We start from the raw sequence: 18,518 nt of genomic DNA on the forward strand, positions 1-18,518 counted from the left end.
CGGTTGGGCGATGAGCGCGCCATACGAGGAGGTTCCCATGGACGCATCATCTGCCTTTCAGGATACGTTGCCGATCAGCTCGGATGCGCTTTTGGCGCAGTTGGATGAATGGGGGCTGCCCTATCGGTTGCATACTCATATCCCGCTGCGCACCGTTGAGGATGCCATGGGGGTCGAGGGCCAGTTCATGGTGCCGGGTGAAAACACATTGCGGCTTAAGAACCTGTATCTGCGCGACAAGAAAAAGCGGAACTATCTGGTGACGCTGGAACAGAGCCGCGAGATCGACCTCAAGGCGCTGGGCGCGGAGTTGGGGGTTGGCAACCTGTCCTTCGGCTCGGCGGATCGGCTGTTCCAGAACCTCGGCATCCGCCCTGGCGCGGTCAGTCCGCTGGCGATGATCAACGGCGTTGAGAACAACGTTAAGTTCTTCATGGACGCCGCCGCGCAACAGGCCGATGTCATCAACATGCACCCTTTGGTCAACGACCGAACCGTCGTTTTGTCGCGCGATGATCTGATGGCGTTCTTTGATAAGATCGGGTGCGAGGTGACCTGGCTGCCGTGATTACCCTTCAAGCGCTTCGTTCAAAGCGGCAGCGACATGGGCGGCGGAGGGGTTGACGAACAGGTGACCGTCCGCCTCGAACACCGGATCGTCCAGGTGATCGGGGAAGGCCAGAGGCAACTCGGTACAGGCCAGCAAGATCGCCGTTCCGGGTGCGGCGTGTTTGTTGCAGAAGGCCAGCAGGCGCGCATGTGCGGTGTCGGATGCACCGCCGTAGAAATCACTGTCGATCATCGCCTGCATCTCGGCGATCTCGGGCTCGGGCAGGCGTGTGTTTGCCGTGATACCCTCGGCGCCCAGCCGGTCGGCATAGTTTGTGGCCTGCATGGTGACTGCGGTTCCAAAGACCAAAGCATTGGTGGCGCCGGTCGAGGCGGTCGCGTCGGCGGTTGCGTCAAAAATGCTGAGAATAGGCATGGAGACGCCTTCGCGGATCGCGTGAAGCCGCGCGTGTGGCGTATTGGAGGCGATGATGCCGAAATCGCAGCCTGCGTGTTCCAAAGTCAGCAGTGCTTCGCGGAACACCGCGTCGAAAGCGGCCCAGCTGTCTTCGTCACCGGCCACGCCGCGCAAGGCGCGGGTTTTGGCTTGGGTGACGGATTCGATGGTCATGGGTGGGATGGGCAGCGGCGATCCGTGGCCGCGTTCAGCAAAATACCGACCCGCGCCTTCAGCGATCGCCCGGTAGTAGTCGACAGTTGAGGCCCAGCCAACACCGCCCAATATTCCAATCTTTTTCATGTGAAACGCCCAGTCTGCCGATTTGCCTCGGCGCAGACTGGACGGTTCAAGGGGGGCAGGTCAATCAGGCTGCCAGTTTGGTGACAGCTTTCTGCGCATTGGACAGGGTTGTTTCGGGGTCCAGTGCCATGCGATCTGCGGCGATGACTTCGACATCATGGATGCCGATGAAGCCCAGAACATGGCGCGCATAGGTGGTGGCAAAGTCGATCTCGGAGCCCACCGCCGTACCGCCTGATGCAACAGCAAGGATGGCGCGTTTGCCTTCCAGCAGACCTTTCGGTCCTTCTTCGGAATAGGAGAATGTCAGACCGGCACGGGCGACCAGATCAATCCAGGCCTTGAACGCGGCGGGAACTGAGAAGTTGTAGATCGGCAGGCCGATGACGATCGTGTCGGCCTTTTGCAACTCGGACACCAATTCGTCCGACAGGGCCAGCAGGTCTTTCTGTACCGCGTCACGCTGGTCGGCGGGGGTGAAATTGGCGCCGATCCAGTCTTCGGTCAGCAGGGGCAGGGGGGTGGCCAGATCGCGGCGGATGATGCGGCTGGCGTTCAGGTGGCGAACCACGCGGTCGGACAGATCGCGGGTGGCAGATCCAGTGCGGCGGGCCGAGGCGTCGATATGCAGGATGGTTTTGGTCATTTCGGGGCGTCCTTTGTTGCGGAATTAGCTTCTGTTGCCCCAATATGGCTGTTGCGTGCATGAACAAAACTCGGATATATCAACAAGCATTGTTAGAATTTGCACATTGGATCAGATGCAATGGACAATTGGGATGAAGTGAGAACCGCCTATCAGGTGGCGCGCATGGGAACGGTCAGCGGCGCGGCGGATGTGCTGGGTGTGCACCACGCCACCGTGATCCGCCATATCGATGCGATCGAGGCACGGCTGGGCGTCAAACTATTCCAGCGTCACGCGCGTGGGTACACACCAACCGAAGCGGGTGAGGACCTGTTGCGGGTCGCGCAGGCAACCGAAGATCAATTCAACCAGTTGGTCGGTCGCATGAAGGGGCGCGGAGACGATGTCTCGGGCGAGATCGTGGTCACCTCACTGGCCTCACTGGCCCCGCTCATCGTACCGACGCTGACCGAGTTCCAGCAGACCCACCCGGGATTGATCGTGCGCTATCTGACCGGCGACCGCCTGTTCCGGTTGGAATATGGCGAGGCGCATGTGGCGATCCGCGCCGGGGCCGCGCCGGATCAACCGGACAATGTGGTGCAGCCGTTCATTCCACAAGAGGTCGGACTATTCGCCAGCAAGGCCTATCTCGCGCGCCACGGCAAACCCGCGGACGTTGCAGATTTCGCCAATCACCACTTCGTCGGCAATGATGACGAAAACAGCCGCGCGCCGTTTTCCCGCTGGCTGCGTGCCAACGCGCCGGAGCAGGCGATCACTTTCCGCTGCACCAATAATTTCTGTATGCGAGAGGCTGTTCTGGCCGGTGCAGGCATCGGCTTTATGGCCCGTTGGGAGGCCGCGCGCGATCCCGATCTGGTCGAGGTGATGGCACCGTTGCCCGAGTGGTCTGGCAAGCTGTGGTTGGTGACTCATGTGGATCTGCACCGGACCACTAAGGTGCAGGCTTTCCTATCCTTCCTGAAAGATCAATCCAAGGGCTGGCTGCCGTGACACCGCAGGCGCGCGGCCATCTGGCCATGCTAACATTCTCGGCTTTGGTGGCGGGCAGTTTCTCACTTGGCTCAATGGCGGCAAATGAGATCGCACCGTCGGCGATCACGGCAGCGCGCTTTGCGATTGCGGCGGTTGTGATCGGCATCGCTGCGATTGCCACAACGGGCATTCCGCGCAGCGCGGCTCGGGCACCATGGCGCTATCTGGTTCTTGGCGGATTGTTCGGAGCCTACTTTGTCCTAATGTTCTACGGATTGAAAACCGCTCCCCCGGTCAGCGCGGCGGCGGTCTTTACGCTGACCCCGGTCATGTCGGCGCTGGCCGGGTGGGTGCTGCTGCGCCAGATCACCACCCCACGCATGGCGCTGGCCCTGACGGTCGGTGCGGTCGGTGCGCTGTGGGTGATCTTCAGAGCGGATTGGCAAGCCTTTCAGGCCTTCGAGATCGGAGGCGGCGAGATCATCTATTTCTGGGGTTGCGCCGCGCACGCCGTCTATACGCCGATGATACGGCGATTGAACCGGGGCGAGCCTGCGGTGGTGTTCACCTTCGGTACGTTGGTTGCGGGGTGTTTGATCCTGACGGTCTGGGGCTGGTCCGATATACGTGCAGTAGATTGGGGCAACCTTCCCGGGATTGTCTGGGTGACGCTGCTTTATATCTCGTTGTTTGCGACCGCCGCCAGTTTTGTACTGGTTCAGTTTGCAGCCCTGCGTTTGCCCGCGGCAAAGGTCATGGCCTACACTTACCTGACGCCCAGCTGGGTGATCCTGTGGGAAATCGCCCTGGGACGTCCTGCGCCGACGGCACTGGTGTTGGTTGGTGCCGGGCTCACCGCTGTTGCGCTGTTGTTGCTGCTGAAAGGAGAAGACGCGCCTGCAAATACTCCTGTGCGCTCGAATTGAAGCTTGTGATTTCTACCTGATGTGGCAGCCTGCCTGTCACCACCAAGGAGCTGGGCCATGAAAACACTGTCACTTATTCCCGCATTGCTGGCGCTGTCCGCCTGTGCCCCCGGTGGCGCGAAAGACGCTGCAGAGGTGGACCTGCAAGCCAGCTGCGAAGCTCTGGTGGGCGCCGAAACCGGCACAGGGCCTGATGGTGTCAAAGCGATGTCGACCCAGTCCAGCCCGACAGGCTCGGTCACCAGTGTATTCGTGGCGGGGGCCGAGGCTCCGTGGCTCTGTCGTGCCGACCCAACGGGGGTTGTGACCGGGGTGGAATATAGCCGCGAGGGCTGAGCCTGCCGTTTGGATCGTCCCGACGGGTCAGACTGGCGAACCGCCCGGGTCGACATATCTCAGGATCAGGAGGACGCCAATATGTTCAAACACATCATGGTCCCGGTCGACCTGCACTTGCCGCCCGAGGTCAAGAAAGCTACCGAGGTTGCGGCGCAATTGGCCAAATGGCAGGGCGCCAAAGTGACCATCGTCAGCGTCACCGGCCCGCAGCCAGGGGATAGCCACCTGACAACAGACGCGATCAAACAAGAATTGCTGACATGCGCCAATGAAATCGCGATGCAAAGCGGGGCGCAGGTGGACACACGCAACATTCATTCGGTTGATGTCGCGGTCGAGATCGACAAGGACCTGACCCACGCAGCAGAGGAAATGGGGGCCGATCTGATTGTTGTGGGAACCCACGCACCCCGGATCACAGACTATATCCTGTCCAGCCACGCGGGATATCTGGCCAAACACGCCAGCATGTCGGTCTTAGTTGTGCGTTAGGCCTCATCCGGGGGCAGTTCAACTTCAAGAAACCGCTCGAACGCATCCAGATTGACCGGTTCGAACTGTCCGAACCCCTGCATCCAAACCGAGGCCGCTCGAAGCGCGTCGGGTTCTAGTTTGCACCACTTCACCCGTCCGCGTTTTTCCTGAGAAATCAGACCTGCTTTGGTCAGGATCACCAGATGCTTTGAAATCGCGGCCAGCGACATTTCGAACGGTTCGGCCACGTCGGTGACGGCCATGTCATCTTCCAGCAGCATCGCTAAGATGGCGCGGCGGGTGGGATCGGCGAGGGCTGCGAAGACAGTGTCGAGGTCGTTGGACATGGTTCCGCTGAACCATAGCCTGTGAGTTTGGTCAACCATTTGGTTGAATATGCGGATTCAGGCTTATCCGCCCGGTCAGCGAATTATACGCCATCGGCAGGTTTCACGCGGTCTGTGATTTTAATATAAAAATCATATACTTATTGCCGTTCATGCTGCGGCTTCATTGCCGTTGACTCTGCGCCCTCAGCCCCTTAGCACCCTACCCAAGACTGTGCGAGGGAAACGCCCGTGACCGAAGATGACCAAAAGCAGCGTATGGCGCAGCTGGAGGCCAAGATCGAAGCGGCGAAAAAGGCCAAAGCGCCGAAACCTCGTGCGGATGCTGACGTATCCGGAGGCGAGCTTGCCTGGAGGATGGTCATCGAAATGGTTTCCGGTCTGGGGATCGGATTTGGCATCGGATACGGGCTGGACAGCCTGCTCGGGACGATCCCGATCTTTCTGGTGCTATTCACATTGCTGGGCCTTGTCGCGGGCGTGAAGGTTATGCTCCGCAGCGCGAAAGAGGTTCAAGAGAAACAAGCGGCCGCAAGCGCGACCGAGAAGGACGAGAGGGACTGAACGTGGCAACCGAGACCACCGCAGAAAAAGGCAGCAGCCTGGCTTTCCATCCAATGGACCAGTTTATCGTCAAGCCGTTGTTCGGCGACGGTGCGATTGCCTGGTACACGCCCACCAACGTGACCCTGTGGCTGTTCCTGGCGATTGCGGCGATCTTTGCCCTGCTGGTTCTCAGCACGTCCAAGCGCGCCATTGTTCCGACGCGGATGCAGTCGGTGGCCGAGCTGGCCTATGGTTTCATCTACAAGATGCTGGAAGACATCTGCGGCAAGGAAGGCGTAAAGTACTTCCCCTATGTCATGACCCTGTTCATGTTCATCGTCTGCGCGAACTTCCTGGGCATGTTGCCCATGTCCTTCACCACCACATCGCATTTCGCCGTGACCATCCCGCTGGCGCTGGCCGTGTTCCTGACCGTGACCGTTTTGGGTTTCGTCAAGAACGGCGCCGCGTTCCTGGGCTTGTTCTGGGTCTCCAGCGCGCCGCTGGCGCTGCGCCCTGTTCTGGCGATCATCGAGCTGATCTCGTACTTCGTGCGCCCGGTCAGCCACTCCATTCGTCTTGCCGGTAACGTCATGGCAGGCCACGCGGTTATCAAGGTGTTCGCAGGCTTTGCCGCGATTGCCGTGATCTCGCCCGTGTCGGTTCTGGCGATCACCGCAATGTATGGCCTTGAGGTCCTCGTGTCCTTCATTCAGGCCTACGTCTTCACCATTCTGACCTGTGTGTATCTGAAAGATGCGCTGCATCCGTCGCACTAAGGTCCGAACCCCCAACATCGAAACTTCCAAATCGTAAGGAGAATTCTCATGGAAGGCGATCTCGCACACATCGGCGCAGGCCTGGCAGCAATCGGTTCCGGCGCAGCCGCAATCGGGGTGGGCAACGTTGCAGGCAACTTCCTGGCCGGCGCCCTGCGCAACCCTTCGGCGGCTGCTTCGCAGACCGCAACCCTGTTCATCGGTATCGCGTTCGCAGAAGCGCTGGGCATCTTCGCATTCCTGGTCTCGCTGCTGCTGATGTTCGCCGTATAATCTGCGGAACCTGATCCTTACGCGCAGGTGGGCCCAAGCCATAGCGGCCCATCTGTTGTAAAGACAACGTTCCGACGGAGGACATCATGGCGACTGAACCCATTGCTGAAGAAGTAGTAGGCACATGCGTTGATTCCAGCGGCTACGCCGTCGGGATGCCGCAGCTCTGCTTCGATTGGTTCCCCAACCAGATTTTCTGGCTGGTCATCACGCTGGTCGTCATCTTTCTGGTCCTGTCCCGCGTGGCTCTGCCCCGCATCGCGGCAATCCTGGCTGAACGCCAGGGGACCATTACAAATGACCTGGCTGCGGCCGAAGATCTGAAGGCCAAAGCGGTCGAGGCCGAAGAGGCCTATAACAAAGCGCTGGCCGATGCCCGTTCTGAGGCTCAGCGTATCGCAGCGGAAGCCCGCGCCGAAATCCAGTCTGGTCTGGATGACGCGATTGCCAAGGCGGATGCGGAAATCGCTGCAAAGGCGGCTGAATCGGAAAAGGCAATTGCCGAAATCCGTGCCGGTGCGCTGGAAAGCATTCAAGTGGTTGCCAAGGATACGGCGGCTGAACTGGTCACAGCACTGGGCGGCGAGGCGGATGCCAAAGCCATCAACAGTGCAGTAGATGCGCAGACGAAAGGATAAGTGACATGCGGAACACTCTTGCCCTTATCCTGACCGTTGGTGCCGCCAGCCCCGCGCTGGCCGCAAGCGGCCCGTTCTTCTCGCTTGCCAACACTGACTTTGTCGTCACTCTGGGCTTCATCGTCTTTATCGCGGTCCTGTTCTACTTCAAGGTCCCCGGTATGATCGGTGGTGCGCTGGACAATCGCGCCGAAGGTATTCAAGCCGAGCTGGACGAAGCCCGCGCCCTGCATGAAGAAGCACGCAGTCTGCTGGCCTCGTATGAGCGCAAGCAGCGCGAAGTTCAGGGTCAGGCCGAAGCTATCGTTGCCGCGGCCAAGGAAGACGCGGTTCTGGCGGCTGAACAAGCTAAGGTGGATCTGGAAAAATCCATCGCGCGCCGTCTCGCGGCAGCGCAGGATCAGATCGCATCGGCTGAGGCATCTGCCGTCAAGGAAGTCCGCGATCAGGCAATCACCGTAGCGGTTTCGGCAGCCAACGCCGTGCTGGCCAAACAGATGACCGCAACGCAGGCGAACAAGCTGATCGATGCATCCATCGCGGATGTGGGTGAAAAGCTACACTGATCGCCTGGATCATATGATTTGAAAAACCCGAGGGCTTCAGGCTCTCGGGTTTTTTCTTTTTGTGGCTTCCAGTTTGAAGGATCAGACCTCTCCAGTCTCGTGCTTCAAACGCTGTTGCGCTATCTCTTCATTGCGCAGGGCCTTCTGCTGATCGGCCATGCAGCTTTTGACAAAGTTCAGATGATCTTCGACCGCCTTCCGTGCCCCTTTCGGGTCGCGGTCCTGCAGGGCTGTGTTGATGGCTCGGTGCTGGTCCAGAATTGCGTCGCGGGTGGTGCGTTGCTGGAACATGATCTGTCGGTTGTAGAATACGCCCTGCCGCAGCAGATCGAACATCGACCGCATCATATGCAGCATCACCACGTTATGACTGGCCTCGATGATCGCCATATGGAACTGGGCGTCCAGATGCGCCTCTTCTTCGGCTGCATTGCGGGCGTGGGCGTCTTCCATCTTGTCCAGTATGGTCTGCACCACCTTCAGATCGCTGCCCGAGCCCATGCGGGCGGCACGCTCAGCCGCTAGACCCTCCATGTCACGCCGGAATGAGAGATAGTCGAACACTGCCTCGTCGTGATTGCCGAACAACCGGATCAAAGCTGGCGCGAAGGCCGAGCCCAGAACCTCGGCCACATAGATGCCCGATCCGGCCTTGGCAGTCAGCAATCCCTGCTCCTGGAGGTCCGAGATTGCCTCGCGCAGCGACGGGCGCGACACGCCCATCCGCTCGGCCAGCTCCCGTTCTGAGGGCAGGCGTTCTCCGGGGCGCAGAATGCCGCGCAGGATCAGCAGTTCGATCTGGCGCACAACAGCCAGTGACAGTTTTTCGGTTTGAACTTTTTGAAAAGGCATCTGGCTACCACTTGGAATTGGTCAAGTCACTTGACCACGTTTGTAAGGGGCGTTCAAGTCGCTCACAGAGGTTGAAACATTAGGTCAGAATTATTGACATAAGAGGCGCATTGCCTAATCTGCGACCCAAGGGCGGAGGAGGCCCCCTACGATGGATCAGCTCTACGCCACCCGAACCGCTCGGATGAAGGCTTCCGAAATCCGCGAATTGCTGAAACTGCTGGGCGAGCCCGGTATCATTTCCTTCGCAGGCGGTATTCCCGACCCCGCTTTGTTTCCAGCAGAGGCTTTCGCCGAAGCGTTTCAAAATGCGCTTGGCCCAGATCAACAGGCGCAGGCGCTGCAATATTCGGTCAGCGAGGGCTATGCCCCGCTGCGTGAATGGCTGGCCGACCATATGCGTGGGATCGGCGTTACGTGCGGCATCGACAACATCCTGATCACCTCAGGCTCGCAGCAAGCGCTGGATTACTTGGGTAAGTTGTTCTTGTCACCGGGTGATACTGCGTTGGTTGGGTGGCCCACATATCTGGGCGCGCTCAATGCGTTTGACGCTTATGAGCCGCGCTTTGACCAGCTTAGCATCAATGGCAATCGTGGGGCTGCCGAATACCAGGCCGCCGCCGGTAACAGCCCGATCAAATTCGCTTATCTTTCCGCCGATTTTGCAAATCCGACTGGTGAGACGGCCGATTTGCGGGGCAGGGAGGCGCTGCTCGATCTGGCAGATGAATTGGATTGCGCAGTAATCGAGGACGGAGCCTATCAAGCACTGCGCTATGACGGCGATCCGATCCCTCCGATCCTCGCGTTAGAACAGGCGCGCAAGGGATCGATCGAGAACTGCCGGACGATCTATTGCGGCAGCTTCTCGAAAACTCTTTCACCGGGGTTGCGGCTGGGTTGGGTGGTTGCAGCAAAACCGGTGATCTCGCAACTGGTGCTGCTGAAACAGGCGGCTGATCTGCATTCTTCTACGATCAACCAGATGGCGGTGTATCAGGTGGCACGGGATCGCTTCGGCACTCATGTCCCCATGCTACGCCAGACCTATGCCGCGCGCCGCGATGCGATGCTTGAGGCGCTCAACCAGCACATGCCCAATGGCGTCGACTGGACCCGACCCGAGGGTGGCATGTTCATTTGGGTCACTCTGCCCAAGGAAATGAACGGCGCCGAACTGCTGGCGAGGGCGCTGGAAACGGTCAAGTTGGCCTTTGTACCCGGTCAGGCTTTCTATCCCGACGACACCGGGTCGAATACCATTCGACTGAGTTTTTCCAACTCGGATGAGGACACGATCCGCGAGGGTATACGCCGGTTAGGAGAAGTGTTGCGCGCCTGAACCGGGGAAAGGTTTCATTAACCATATTGTCGCTAATAAAGCAGCATGATCCGCGTGCTCGCTTTCCTGTGCCTCGCCGCCTGCTCGGGTGGTACACCCTATTTTCGCGACTTGCCCGCAACGCGCGTCGCGGTGAATGGCAGTATCTTCGACGTCCGCGTCCGCAATGAACTGGCCGAGGCCGTCCGCGTGAACCCGCAATACGCGCCGCGTCTGGGTCCGATCCGTGACCGGGCCGCGCTGGCCATGGCGCAGGTCTCGGGCTGTCCGCTTCTGGACGTTCTTGGCGATGCGGCCGTCACTGTGGGCGTGCTGGGCTGCGACCAGGAACTGGGGAAAAAACTGATTTTCGGCGCACTCCTTCGCCGTCCCTATGAATGCGTTGATTACGGATATTACGAAGACTACGGATATCAGGTCTTTGAATGCTCGCCTTACTGAGATACGCGAGACTCCGCGTAGTTTTGCCAAGATGTTGTGGATAACTTGGTCCAATCTCCCATATCCTGCGCAATCACGTTGACACCTCCCCCATCCGTTGCGCAGACTTCTTACCCATAGGAATCATACCAAGAGCAGCCATTGCGCTTTAGCAAACTCAAACTGACAGGCTTCAAAAGCTTCGTGGACCCGACCGATCTGATCATCGCGGACGGGCTGACCGGAGTGGTTGGTCCGAATGGCTGCGGCAAGTCCAATCTGCTGGAAGCGTTGCGCTGGGTGATGGGTGAAAACCGTCCCAAATCCATGCGCGGTGGCGCGATGGAGGATGTGATCTTTGCGGGCGCTGCCACTCGGCCTGCGCGCAACTTTGCCGAGGTGGTCCTGACGATGGACAACTCGGAACGTTTGGCGCCATCCGGCTTCAACGACAGCGACCAGTTGGAAATTGTCCGCCGCATCACCCGCGATGTGGGCAGTGCCTACAAGACCAACGGCAAGGACGTGCGCGCCCGCGACGTTCAAATGCTGTTCGCGGACGCATCGACCGGTGCGCATTCGCCTGCGCTGGTGGGGCAAAACCGCATTGCCGAGCTGATCAACGCCAAACCTCGCGCACGACGTCGCATTCTGGAAGAGGCCGCCGGCATCTCCGGGCTTTACCAGCGACGCCACGAGGCTGAACTGAAACTGAAAGGCACCGAGGCCAACCTGACCCGTGTGGATGACGTTTTGGAACAGTTGGGCGGGCAGTTGGCGCAACTCGCCCGTCAGGCCCGTCAGGCAGCGCGTTATCGTGAGATCGGCGAGCTGTTGCGTCAGGCCGAAGGGATGCTGCTCTATCGCCGTTGGAAAGAGGCCGACATGGCCCGTCAGGCGGCCGAGGAAAAGCTACGCGACCGGATCACCGAAGCCTCTCGCGCCGAGGCATCCGCCCGTGAATCCGCCGCCAAACGCGCCGAGATCGAGGAAACCCTGCCGCCCTTGCGTGAGGAAGAGGCCATCGCCGCAGCCGTCCTGCAGCGCCAGCAGGTGCAGCGCGATCAGCTGTCGGATCAGGAAACCCGCGCACGCCAGACGATCGAGACTCTGACCAACCGTATCCAGCAATTGGGCAACGACATCGAACGCGAATCCGGTCTGAACCGGGACGCGGGTGAGATGATCGAACGGCTGGAATGGGAGGCCCGCGAGCTTGCAAAAGCCGCCGATGGCTATGACGAAAAGGTCGCTGAAGCTGCTGAAGTTGCGCGCGAGGCCGCGTCGGTGTTGCAGGATCGCGAAGATCACCTGTCGCAGGAAACCGAAGACATGGCCCGTCTGGTGGCTCGCCACCAATCGGCGCAACGACTGGTTGAAGACAGCCGCAAGACACTGGCTCGTTCCGAGGGCGAGGAAGAAAAGGCCCGCGCCGCCGTGGACGAGGCGCGCAATGCCCTTTCCCGCGCCAGCGAGGCGTTCGAGACCGCGCAGGAGGGTGAGGAAGAAGCCCGCGAAGCTGCTGAGGCAGCGGAAGAAGCACTGGCCGCCGCCGACGAGCTGCGCAACGACACGCAGGCGCGTGAGGCCGAGGCCCGCGCCAAACGCTCCGAGGCTGAGGGTGAACTGGGCGCGATAAGGGCCGAGACCACCGCGCTGGCCAAGCTGGTCGAACGCGACACGGCTGAGGGTGGGCAAGTGCTCGACATGCTGCGGGTGGCAACGGGCTTTGAAAAGGCGTTGGGGGCTGCGCTGGCGGATGACCTGCGTGCACCATTGGTCGAGGGCGACGGACCTTCAGGTTGGGTGCAGGTAGCGGGCTATGACAGCGACCAGCCCTTGCCCGATGGGGCCGAGCCGCTGGCGTTGCATGTGTCCGGCCCCGACCGCCTAAGTCGCCGTATTGCGCAGATCGGTCTGGTCGATGCGGATCAGGGCGCGCGCCTGCAGGCGTCGTTGAAACCGGGTCAACGACTGGTGTCGCGCTCGGGTGATCTGTGGCGCTGGGACGGATTCCGCGCCTGGGCCGAGGATGCACCAAGCGCTGCCGCCCTGCGTTTGGAGCAGCTCAACAAGCTTGAGGCGCTGAAACAGGAACTGACCCGCACCGAGGCGCAGGCCGAAGGTGCCCGCGCCGCGCATGAAGCGCTGTCACAGCAACTGGCCAATGTAACCGAGGCTGACCGCCGCGCCCGCGAGGCCCGCCGTGCCGCGGATCAGCGCATGGCGGAAACCGCGCGGATGCTCAGCCGGGCTGAGGCGGATCGAAATCTGGCGCAGGGCAAGCTGGAAACACTGACCCTCGCGGTCGACCGTCACAAGGAAGACGCCATGTCCGCCCGCGCACAACTGCGTGAGGCTGAAGGCGCGTTGACTGGCCTTGGCGATCTCGACAGCGCCCGCGCGCAGGTCGAGGACATCAAGCAGACTGTCGAGGCGGCGCGGATCACCATGCTGACCCACCGCTCGACGCATGATGAATTGCGCCGCGAGGGCGAGGCGCGCACCCGGCGCACGCAGGAGGTGACTAAGGACCTCAGCGGTTGGCGGCATCGTCTGGAAACGGCGGAAAAGCGGATATCGGAACTGGCCGAACGCAAGGAAAGCTCGGAAGAAGAACTGACCGAGGCGATGGCGGCCCCCAGCGAAATCGCCGAGGCACGGGAAGAACTGAACGAGCTGATCGAAACCGCTGAGTCTCGGCGCGCCGAAGCCGCCGACAAGTTGGCCGAGGCCGAGACCCAGCAGCGCGAGGTGGTTCTTGCCGAGCGCGAAGCCGAACGTCTGGCCTCGGAGGCGCGTGAAAGCCGCGCGGCGGCTGAGGCGCGTTGCGACGCCGCCAAGGAAAGCGTAGTCGCCGCAGCAGAACGCATTGCCGAGGATCAGCAACTGACGCCGAACCAGCTGCTGAACCAACTGGACGTGAACCCTGACCAGATGCCCGCCGCCGACGCACTTGAAGCCGAAGTGAACCGCCACAAGCGTCAGCGCGACGCCATGGGCGCAGTGAACCTACGGGCTGAAGAGGACAGCAAAGAAGTTCAGGAAGAATTCGACACGCTGAACGGCGAAAAGGCTGATCTGGAAGAGGCGATCAAGGCCCTGCGCAGCGGCATCGCCAGCCTCAACCGCGAGGGTCGCGAACGCCTGCTGACCGCGTTCGAGCAGGTGAATTCCAACTTCGCCATGCTGTTCAAGCACCTGTTTGGTGGCGGTGAGGCCAATCTGGTCATGGTCGAAAGCGACGATCCGCTGGATGCGGGCCTTGAGATCATGTGCCAGCCGCCGGGCAAAAAGCTCTCGACTCTCAGCCTGCTTTCGGGCGGCGAACAGACCCTGACCGCGACGGCGTTGATCTTTGGCGTGTTCCTTGCCAACCCCGCCCCGATCTGTGTGCTGGATGAGGTCGACGCCCCGCTGGACGATGCCAACGTCACCCGCTTCTGCGACTTGCTGGACGAGATGTGCCGCCAGACCGATACGCGTTTCCTGATCATCACCCACCACGCGGTGACCATGGCGCGGATGGATCGGCTGTTCGGTGTGACGATGCAGGAACAGGGTGTCAGCCAACTGGTTTCGGTCGATCTGAAAAAGGCCGAGCAGATGGTCGCTTGATCGATCACTGCAACGTTATGAGCCATCACCCGTGTATGAGGGTAGGCTAGCATCATGATCCGATATTTCACCCTCGCATTGCTCGCGGCCAACCCCCTCTGGGCTGCCGAATGGCCCACGAAACCCGGTGACGTCCCCTTGACGCCAGAAGAATTGGAGGCTTTGGCCGGTCGTACTCTCACTTTCTACGACGACGGCCAGTCCAAATACTCGGCTGGAGGGGCCTATTCTTATACCTATGCCAGCGGAGAATCCGCCTTTGGCACCTATTCCATCGCCGGGGACGGCAGTGTTTGCATCGCGTATCGCAATGGGTTCAGCCGATGCGACCTATATGTCCGCAGTGGTGAGCGGTTGATCCTGATCGACGAGAAAGGCGATCGCTATCCGGTCAGAGCGAGTAATTGATCTGTTATTCCCGATCAATTGGTAAATTTGATAGAGGCTTTGAGTAAAAACGGAAGAAAACGGGATAATCATCGTCAAATCAAGTTGTAGAATGCCCTGGATCGAAAAACTGATGGGGATGCCAAATGTGCCGTTTTTTGGCTTGGGTTGGGGAGCAGCGATATCTGGATGAATTGATTCAGGAGCAAGAGCAATCGCTTGTCATTCAAAGCCGCAACGCGTTGATTGGGAAGACACCAATCAATGCCGATGGGTTTGGACTGGCCTGGTATTCTGATCGCGAAACGCCCTGTTTCTACAAGGACACTCATCCCGCATGGTCCGATGCAAATCTCAAACAACTGGCTCATCACACACGATCACGACTGTTTTTGGCCCATGTAAGAGCGTCGACAGGCACTGCGACCTCGCGCAACAACTGTCACCCATTTGGATTTGGCAAATGGAGCTTCATGCACAATGGCCAGGCTGGAGGGCATGACCAAATCCGGCAGCAGCTCGATGCTATGATCCCGGCACATTTATACGGGCACCGAATGGGTGCGACAGAAAGTGAAGCGATCTTTTTGATTGCTCATGGCGAAGGTCTGGATTCAAATCCGATCGACGCAATGGCACGGGCCGTGGGGCGGGTGGAAGCGCTGTCCCGTCAATGCGGATCGTCGCCTTATATGCGGTTTGCTGCGTGCTGGTCAGACGGCAAGCGTGTATTTGCGGCGCGCTATGCGTCTGATCGTTATGCACCCAGTCTGCATTACCGAACCTCAGAAGACGGGATAGTGATATCGTCCGAACCGCTTGATGCAGACAGTGACGGCTGGGTTGAAATACAGCCCAATACCGCCATCGTCACAGAAGGCTCGCTGGTATCTATCCATGCGTTTGATCCGTCAGTGAAACGTGAACCTGCAAAGGTTGCCTAGGCGCTGACCCTTATAGCTGCTTCAGCAGCTGTGTCGTTGGCCACGCATCGGCTGGCAAACCCAGACGCAGTTGTTCAGCCTGCACAGCCGCACGCGTTCCGGCCCCAAGGATGCCGTCGATCTTGCCCACGTCGTGCCCACGCGCCTGCAGTTTGCTCTGCAACTGCTTCATCTGCGCGCCCGTCAGCCCCGGCGCAGAATTACCTGCATCGTAAATCTGCGCGCCTTCCAGCCGTGTGCCGAAATAGGCGGCGGTCAGGACGTAAACGAAGCTCTGGTTCCATTCGAAATAGACGTCGAAATTCGGGTAAGCCAGAAAGGCGGGGCCCTTGTGCCCTTGTGGCAGGATCAGCGAGGCAGGCAGATTTGCCAACGACCCACTGCGCGCCTGCACGCCCATCGCCTGCCATTCGGACACCGAGCGAGGCTTGCCGGGGCCAGAGAGAGACCAGTCCATCTGCGCGGGCACGGTGACCTCTTGCAGCCATGGCTGACCCGGTTGCCAACCAAGATGCGACAGCATCTTGGCCCCGGACATCAGTGCATCCGGTGCCGAGGTTTTTAGCGAAACCTTGCCGTCTCCGTCCCCATCCACGCCGTTTTCCAGAATGTCGCGGGGCAGCATCTGGACCATGCCGATTTCACCGGCCCAAGCCCCGGTGGTGCGGGCGGGGTCAAAATTGCCCTGGCTGTACAGCTCGATCGCGGCGAAAATCTGCGGGCGGAACAACTCGGGGCGGCGGCAGTCGTGGGCCAGCGTCACCAGCGCGTTGCGAGTGTTGAAATCGCCTTGAAAGTACCCGTAGTCGGTCTCGAACGCCCAAAATGCCAGTAGCACACCCCGCGAAATGCCGTATTCCTGCTCAATCCGGTCAAACACCGCGTCGTATTTGCCCGACATGGCCTTGCCCCGGTCGATCCGGTTCTGTGAAATCAGGCGCCGCGAGAAGTCGATGAATGGTTTCTGGAATACGCCCTGCGCGCGGTCGGCTTTCAGAACGGCTCCGTCCTGCTGAACGCCCTTGAAAAAGCTGTTGACGGTGGATTTGTCGTAACCCTGCTGAATGGCTTCGGCTTTCAGCCCTTTGACGAAGGTATTGAACCCGCCGCCGCATTGGGCAAGCGCGGGCGAGGCGAAGAGGGCGGCGGCAATAAGGCCGGAAAGGAAACGCATGGGTCTGATCCGTCAGAATATGAAGTTGAACCCAACCCACACCGACACGAGCCCAAGCGCAAGCCCCCATACCTGCCAGAGCATGTCTGATGCGCGAAAAACCTCCGCCGCGTCGATATTCTGCCGCGCATTCCCGTTCACCCAGGCGAGATCCCGCATCTGCCCGTCATAGCTGCGCGGTCCTGCCAGCGCGATATCAAGCGCACGTGCCATCGCGGCCTCGGGCCAGCCTGCGTTGGGTGAGATATGGCGGCGTGCATCCTCAACCATCTCTCCCCAGCGCGACCATTGGCTGGACAGTGCCACGATCATTACAAAGGTCAGGCGTGCCGGGACAAGGTTCAGCAAATCATCCAGCCGCGCTGCTGCCCAGCCGAAGGCGCGGTATTTGTCGTTGCGATAACCGATCATACTGTCGGCGGTGTTGACGACCTTGTAAACCAGAAGCCCCGGCAGACCTGCGACCAGAAACCAGAAGGCTGGGGCAATCACCCCGTCGCTCAAGTTTTCGGCGGCGCTTTCGATGGCCGAGCGCGCCACCTGCGCCTCGGTCATATCTCGCGTATCGCGCGAGACAATCATGGCGACCTGCGCGCGCCCTTCGGCAAGCGAGGTCAACAGGCCTTCGCCAACTGCGCGAACATGGGTGATCAGGGATTTCTGGGCCAGAAGGATGGCGCAGACCACGATCTCGACGATCGGACCAAGCAGCTCCAGCAACCGGCCAAGGATGAGTGCCACCGCAACCAGGATGAGCACCGTCGCAACCCCTTTGAGGCGGCGATACGCCCCATGGTTCAGCCGGTTGTCCAGCCAGCCAATCGCGTTGCCCATCAGTACGGCAGGGTGGCGAATCCGCGACCACAGCCAATCCGGCTCACCCAATGCTGCGTCCAGACACATAGCGCAGACCAATAGGAACGCGGTGCTCACAGCGCTGCTTCCAACCGGGCCCAACCATCTGCTGGCGGTAATCCAAGGCGCAGGTAGGTCCGGGAATAGGGGAAAATACGGCTCCAGATATGCGCCCGCGCCAATCGGTCTTGCCAGGCGGTCGCGTCATCAACGTCGTAGAGGCGGAACAGGCTGGTGCCGCCAATCAGCCGCGCATCCTTGGCCGTTACAAGCTGATCCAACCGTGTTGCTTCATTTGCCAGACGCATGCGCGTTTCATCAGCCCATTTTACATCGTGCAACGCTTGCGCGCCGATCCGCAGTGCCGGGCCGGATACGGCCCATGGTCCGGTCAGGTCGTTCAATCGTGCAATCAGATCGGGATGGCCAATTGCAAAACCCAGTCGCAACCCGGCCAACCCCCAAAATTTGCCAAAGCTCTTCAGCACCACGATGCCGGGCCGCTGGGCCAGATGAATCAGCGAGGCTTCGGGCGTTACGTCGCAGAAGCTTTCATCGATCACCGTCAGCGGCGCGTCGACATCCGCGTCCTGCCAGATGCGCCCATCGGGATTGTTGGGGTGTACGATGACACGTGCCTGAGCCGGGCCGCGCTCGTGCACCGTCCACCCCTGAGCGGTGAATGCAGCGGCATGTTCGTTATAAGTGGGCATCGTGATCTGCACGCGGCCGGCTTTGGTCAGCGCGGGCACGCGGGCAATCACCGCAGAGGCACCAGGCGATGGCAGAATCTCGGCCCCATCAGGCACGTTCCAAAACACCCGCGCCGCGTCCGAGAGGCGTTCGAACGCGCCATGATCCGGCAGTTCCATCCAGTCCGGAGGCTGCAGGCCCGAGACCTCATAAGCATGCGGATTGATCCCCGTGGACAGATCGATCCAGTCTGCGCGCGTGCCCCCAAACCGCGTCATCGCGCCATCCAGCCCTCCGCCATGATCGCGCGCAGCCCGAGGGTTCAATCTGTCATCCTGTCCAACCATCTGCCCCAGCCGGAATCGCCTATTTCTCATGCTTCAAGCGGATTTTTGCCGTTCTTACA

General features: G+C 60.1%; 22 protein-coding genes. 15 read left to right on the top strand and 7 right to left on the bottom strand.

The genetic code is table 11. The features are described from left to right. The first annotated feature begins 37 nt into the window (after nucleotides 1-37). On the top strand, nucleotides 38-568 hold the full coding sequence (locus ACR0AU_RS14395) for a prolyl-tRNA synthetase associated domain-containing protein (RefSeq protein WP_480795831.1): 531 nt from the start codon (nucleotides 38-40) through the stop codon (nucleotides 566-568). Here ACR0AU_RS14395 and ACR0AU_RS14400 read toward each other — a convergent pair whose 3' ends face one another. Continuing rightward, the gene (locus tag ACR0AU_RS14400) at nucleotides 569-1,309 is read right to left on the bottom strand and encodes an aspartate/glutamate racemase family protein (RefSeq protein WP_480795832.1); all 741 of its coding nucleotides are present in this window, start codon (nucleotides 1,307-1,309) and stop codon (nucleotides 569-571) included. Between the two features lie 64 nt (nucleotides 1,310-1,373). Continuing rightward, entirely contained in the window at nucleotides 1,374-1,955 is a 582-nt protein-coding gene (locus ACR0AU_RS14405; protein ID WP_170565116.1) for an NAD(P)H-dependent oxidoreductase, read from the bottom strand. A gap of 120 nt (nucleotides 1,956-2,075) precedes the next feature. On the opposite strand from ACR0AU_RS14405, the gene ACR0AU_RS14410 reads away from it, so the two are divergent. The 4 genes from ACR0AU_RS14410 (at nucleotide 2,076) to ACR0AU_RS14425 (ending at nucleotide 4,693) form a co-directional block, all read left to right on the top strand. Then, nucleotides 2,076-2,954 carry a LysR family transcriptional regulator gene (locus ACR0AU_RS14410; RefSeq protein ID WP_170513380.1) on the top strand — a complete coding sequence of 293 codons (879 nt, stop codon included), beginning with the start codon at nucleotides 2,076-2,078 and terminating at the stop codon, nucleotides 2,952-2,954. Further along, on the top strand, nucleotides 2,951-3,862 hold the full coding sequence (locus ACR0AU_RS14415; protein WP_170597451.1) for a DMT family transporter: 912 nt from the start codon (nucleotides 2,951-2,953) through the stop codon (nucleotides 3,860-3,862). The genes ACR0AU_RS14410 and ACR0AU_RS14415 overlap by 4 nt, the downstream gene beginning before the upstream one ends. Nucleotides 3,863-3,919: 57 nt before the next feature. Then, a complete protein-coding gene (locus ACR0AU_RS14420; protein ID WP_170625091.1) occupies nucleotides 3,920-4,198 on the top strand; it encodes a hypothetical protein in 279 nt (92 codons plus the stop codon). A gap of 81 nt (nucleotides 4,199-4,279) precedes the next feature. After that, complete coding sequence (locus tag ACR0AU_RS14425; protein ID WP_170402365.1) at nucleotides 4,280-4,693, top strand: universal stress protein; 414 nt, start codon at nucleotides 4,280-4,282, stop codon at nucleotides 4,691-4,693. On the opposite strand, the gene ACR0AU_RS14430 is transcribed toward ACR0AU_RS14425, so the two are convergent. Beyond that, on the bottom strand, nucleotides 4,690-5,022 hold the full coding sequence (locus ACR0AU_RS14430) for an ArsR/SmtB family transcription factor (RefSeq protein WP_170392649.1): 333 nt from the start codon (nucleotides 5,020-5,022) through the stop codon (nucleotides 4,690-4,692). The two genes, ACR0AU_RS14425 and ACR0AU_RS14430, sit on opposite strands and share 4 nt — an antisense overlap. A 231-nt stretch (nucleotides 5,023-5,253) precedes the next feature. Here ACR0AU_RS14430 and ACR0AU_RS14435 point away from each other — a divergent pair, with 231 nt between their 5' ends. The 5 genes from ACR0AU_RS14435 (at nucleotide 5,254) to ACR0AU_RS14455 (ending at nucleotide 7,824) form a co-directional block, all read left to right on the top strand. Next, entirely contained in the window at nucleotides 5,254-5,586 is a 333-nt protein-coding gene (locus tag ACR0AU_RS14435) for an AtpZ/AtpI family protein (RefSeq protein WP_170392648.1), read from the top strand. A gap of 2 nt (nucleotides 5,587-5,588) precedes the next feature. Continuing rightward, nucleotides 5,589-6,347, top strand: coding sequence for a F0F1 ATP synthase subunit A (locus ACR0AU_RS14440; protein ID WP_170392647.1), 759 nt, complete (start codon nucleotides 5,589-5,591; stop codon nucleotides 6,345-6,347). A 48-nt stretch (nucleotides 6,348-6,395) separates the two neighbouring features. Beyond that, nucleotides 6,396-6,620, top strand: a complete 225-nt coding sequence (locus tag ACR0AU_RS14445; protein ID WP_005981269.1) for a F0F1 ATP synthase subunit C — start codon at nucleotides 6,396-6,398, stop codon at nucleotides 6,618-6,620. An 86-nt stretch (nucleotides 6,621-6,706) separates the two neighbouring features. After that, nucleotides 6,707-7,258, top strand: a complete 552-nt coding sequence (locus ACR0AU_RS14450) for a F0F1 ATP synthase subunit B' (RefSeq protein ID WP_170392646.1) — start codon at nucleotides 6,707-6,709, stop codon at nucleotides 7,256-7,258. 5 nt (nucleotides 7,259-7,263) lie between these two features. Continuing rightward, nucleotides 7,264-7,824, top strand: a complete 561-nt coding sequence (locus ACR0AU_RS14455; protein ID WP_170392645.1) for a F0F1 ATP synthase subunit B — start codon at nucleotides 7,264-7,266, stop codon at nucleotides 7,822-7,824. 81 nt (nucleotides 7,825-7,905) lie between these two features. On the opposite strand, the gene ACR0AU_RS14460 is transcribed toward ACR0AU_RS14455, so the two are convergent. After that, nucleotides 7,906-8,676, bottom strand: a complete 771-nt coding sequence (locus tag ACR0AU_RS14460) for a FadR/GntR family transcriptional regulator (protein ID WP_170392644.1) — start codon at nucleotides 8,674-8,676, stop codon at nucleotides 7,906-7,908. Nucleotides 8,677-8,827: 151 nt separating this feature from the next. On the opposite strand from ACR0AU_RS14460, the gene ACR0AU_RS14465 reads away from it, so the two are divergent. The 5 genes from ACR0AU_RS14465 to ACR0AU_RS14485 all read left to right on the top strand — a co-directional run bounded on the left by ACR0AU_RS14465 (nucleotide 8,828) and on the right by ACR0AU_RS14485 (nucleotide 15,390). Then, entirely contained in the window at nucleotides 8,828-10,021 is a 1,194-nt protein-coding gene (locus ACR0AU_RS14465) for an aminotransferase-like domain-containing protein (protein WP_480795833.1), read from the top strand. Nucleotides 10,022-10,066: 45 nt separating this feature from the next. Further along, entirely contained in the window at nucleotides 10,067-10,462 is a 396-nt protein-coding gene (locus ACR0AU_RS14470) for a hypothetical protein (protein WP_170625093.1), read from the top strand. A gap of 141 nt (nucleotides 10,463-10,603) precedes the next feature. Beyond that, on the top strand, nucleotides 10,604-14,059 hold the full coding sequence (locus tag ACR0AU_RS14475; protein WP_170392641.1) for an AAA family ATPase: 3,456 nt from the start codon (nucleotides 10,604-10,606) through the stop codon (nucleotides 14,057-14,059). 54 nt (nucleotides 14,060-14,113) lie between these two features. Continuing rightward, the gene (locus tag ACR0AU_RS14480) at nucleotides 14,114-14,467 is read left to right on the top strand and encodes a hypothetical protein (RefSeq protein ID WP_170392640.1); all 354 of its coding nucleotides are present in this window, start codon (nucleotides 14,114-14,116) and stop codon (nucleotides 14,465-14,467) included. 125 nt (nucleotides 14,468-14,592) lie between these two features. Beyond that, the gene (locus ACR0AU_RS14485) at nucleotides 14,593-15,390 is read left to right on the top strand and encodes a class II glutamine amidotransferase (RefSeq protein ID WP_170648503.1); all 798 of its coding nucleotides are present in this window, start codon (nucleotides 14,593-14,595) and stop codon (nucleotides 15,388-15,390) included. 10 nt (nucleotides 15,391-15,400) lie between these two features. Here ACR0AU_RS14485 and ACR0AU_RS14490 read toward each other — a convergent pair whose 3' ends face one another. Genes ACR0AU_RS14490 through ACR0AU_RS14500 form a run of 3 tightly spaced genes read right to left on the bottom strand, consistent with a single transcriptional unit; the run spans nucleotide 15,401 to nucleotide 18,459 of the window. Then, the gene (locus ACR0AU_RS14490; RefSeq protein ID WP_480795834.1) at nucleotides 15,401-16,564 is read right to left on the bottom strand and encodes a lytic murein transglycosylase; all 1,164 of its coding nucleotides are present in this window, start codon (nucleotides 16,562-16,564) and stop codon (nucleotides 15,401-15,403) included. Nucleotides 16,565-16,576: 12 nt separating this feature from the next. Beyond that, the gene (gene cbiB, locus ACR0AU_RS14495; protein ID WP_170513402.1) at nucleotides 16,577-17,497 is read right to left on the bottom strand and encodes an adenosylcobinamide-phosphate synthase CbiB; all 921 of its coding nucleotides are present in this window, start codon (nucleotides 17,495-17,497) and stop codon (nucleotides 16,577-16,579) included. After that, nucleotides 17,494-18,459 (bottom strand): threonine-phosphate decarboxylase, encoded by a 966-nt coding sequence (locus ACR0AU_RS14500; protein ID WP_170513404.1) that lies wholly within the window; start codon nucleotides 18,457-18,459, stop codon nucleotides 17,494-17,496. The genes cbiB and ACR0AU_RS14500 overlap by 4 nt, the downstream gene beginning before the upstream one ends. Nucleotides 18,460-18,518: the final 59 nt, after the last annotated feature.

This window comes from Ruegeria sp. CG1 (genome assembly GCF_056537265.1).

What these genes read in the sequence shown, in the direction of transcription:
- ACR0AU_RS14395 (WP_480795831.1), top strand. Translation starts at nt 38, where the DNA reads ATGGACGCATCATCTGCCTTTCAGGATACGTTGCCGATCAGCTCGGAT.
- ACR0AU_RS14400 (WP_480795832.1), bottom strand. Translation starts at nt 1,309, where the DNA reads ATGAAAAAGATTGGAATATTGGGCGGTGTTGGCTGGGCCTCAACTGTC.
- ACR0AU_RS14405 (WP_170565116.1), bottom strand. Translation starts at nt 1,955, where the DNA reads ATGACCAAAACCATCCTGCATATCGACGCCTCGGCCCGCCGCACTGGA.
- ACR0AU_RS14410 (WP_170513380.1), top strand. Translation starts at nt 2,076, where the DNA reads ATGGACAATTGGGATGAAGTGAGAACCGCCTATCAGGTGGCGCGCATG.
- ACR0AU_RS14420 (WP_170625091.1), top strand. Translation starts at nt 3,920, where the DNA reads ATGAAAACACTGTCACTTATTCCCGCATTGCTGGCGCTGTCCGCCTGT.
- ACR0AU_RS14425 (WP_170402365.1), top strand. Translation starts at nt 4,280, where the DNA reads ATGTTCAAACACATCATGGTCCCGGTCGACCTGCACTTGCCGCCCGAG.
- ACR0AU_RS14430 (WP_170392649.1), bottom strand. Translation starts at nt 5,022, where the DNA reads ATGTCCAACGACCTCGACACTGTCTTCGCAGCCCTCGCCGATCCCACC.
- ACR0AU_RS14445 (WP_005981269.1), top strand. Translation starts at nt 6,396, where the DNA reads ATGGAAGGCGATCTCGCACACATCGGCGCAGGCCTGGCAGCAATCGGT.
- ACR0AU_RS14450 (WP_170392646.1), top strand. Translation starts at nt 6,707, where the DNA reads ATGGCGACTGAACCCATTGCTGAAGAAGTAGTAGGCACATGCGTTGAT.
- ACR0AU_RS14455 (WP_170392645.1), top strand. Translation starts at nt 7,264, where the DNA reads ATGCGGAACACTCTTGCCCTTATCCTGACCGTTGGTGCCGCCAGCCCC.
- ACR0AU_RS14460 (WP_170392644.1), bottom strand. Translation starts at nt 8,676, where the DNA reads ATGCCTTTTCAAAAAGTTCAAACCGAAAAACTGTCACTGGCTGTTGTG.
- ACR0AU_RS14465 (WP_480795833.1), top strand. Translation starts at nt 8,828, where the DNA reads ATGGATCAGCTCTACGCCACCCGAACCGCTCGGATGAAGGCTTCCGAA.
- ACR0AU_RS14470 (WP_170625093.1), top strand. Translation starts at nt 10,067, where the DNA reads ATGATCCGCGTGCTCGCTTTCCTGTGCCTCGCCGCCTGCTCGGGTGGT.
- ACR0AU_RS14480 (WP_170392640.1), top strand. Translation starts at nt 14,114, where the DNA reads ATGATCCGATATTTCACCCTCGCATTGCTCGCGGCCAACCCCCTCTGG.
- ACR0AU_RS14485 (WP_170648503.1), top strand. Translation starts at nt 14,593, where the DNA reads ATGTGCCGTTTTTTGGCTTGGGTTGGGGAGCAGCGATATCTGGATGAA.
- ACR0AU_RS14490 (WP_480795834.1), bottom strand. Translation starts at nt 16,564, where the DNA reads ATGCGTTTCCTTTCCGGCCTTATTGCCGCCGCCCTCTTCGCCTCGCCC.
- ACR0AU_RS14500 (WP_170513404.1), bottom strand. Translation starts at nt 18,459, where the DNA reads ATGGTTGGACAGGATGACAGATTGAACCCTCGGGCTGCGCGCGATCAT.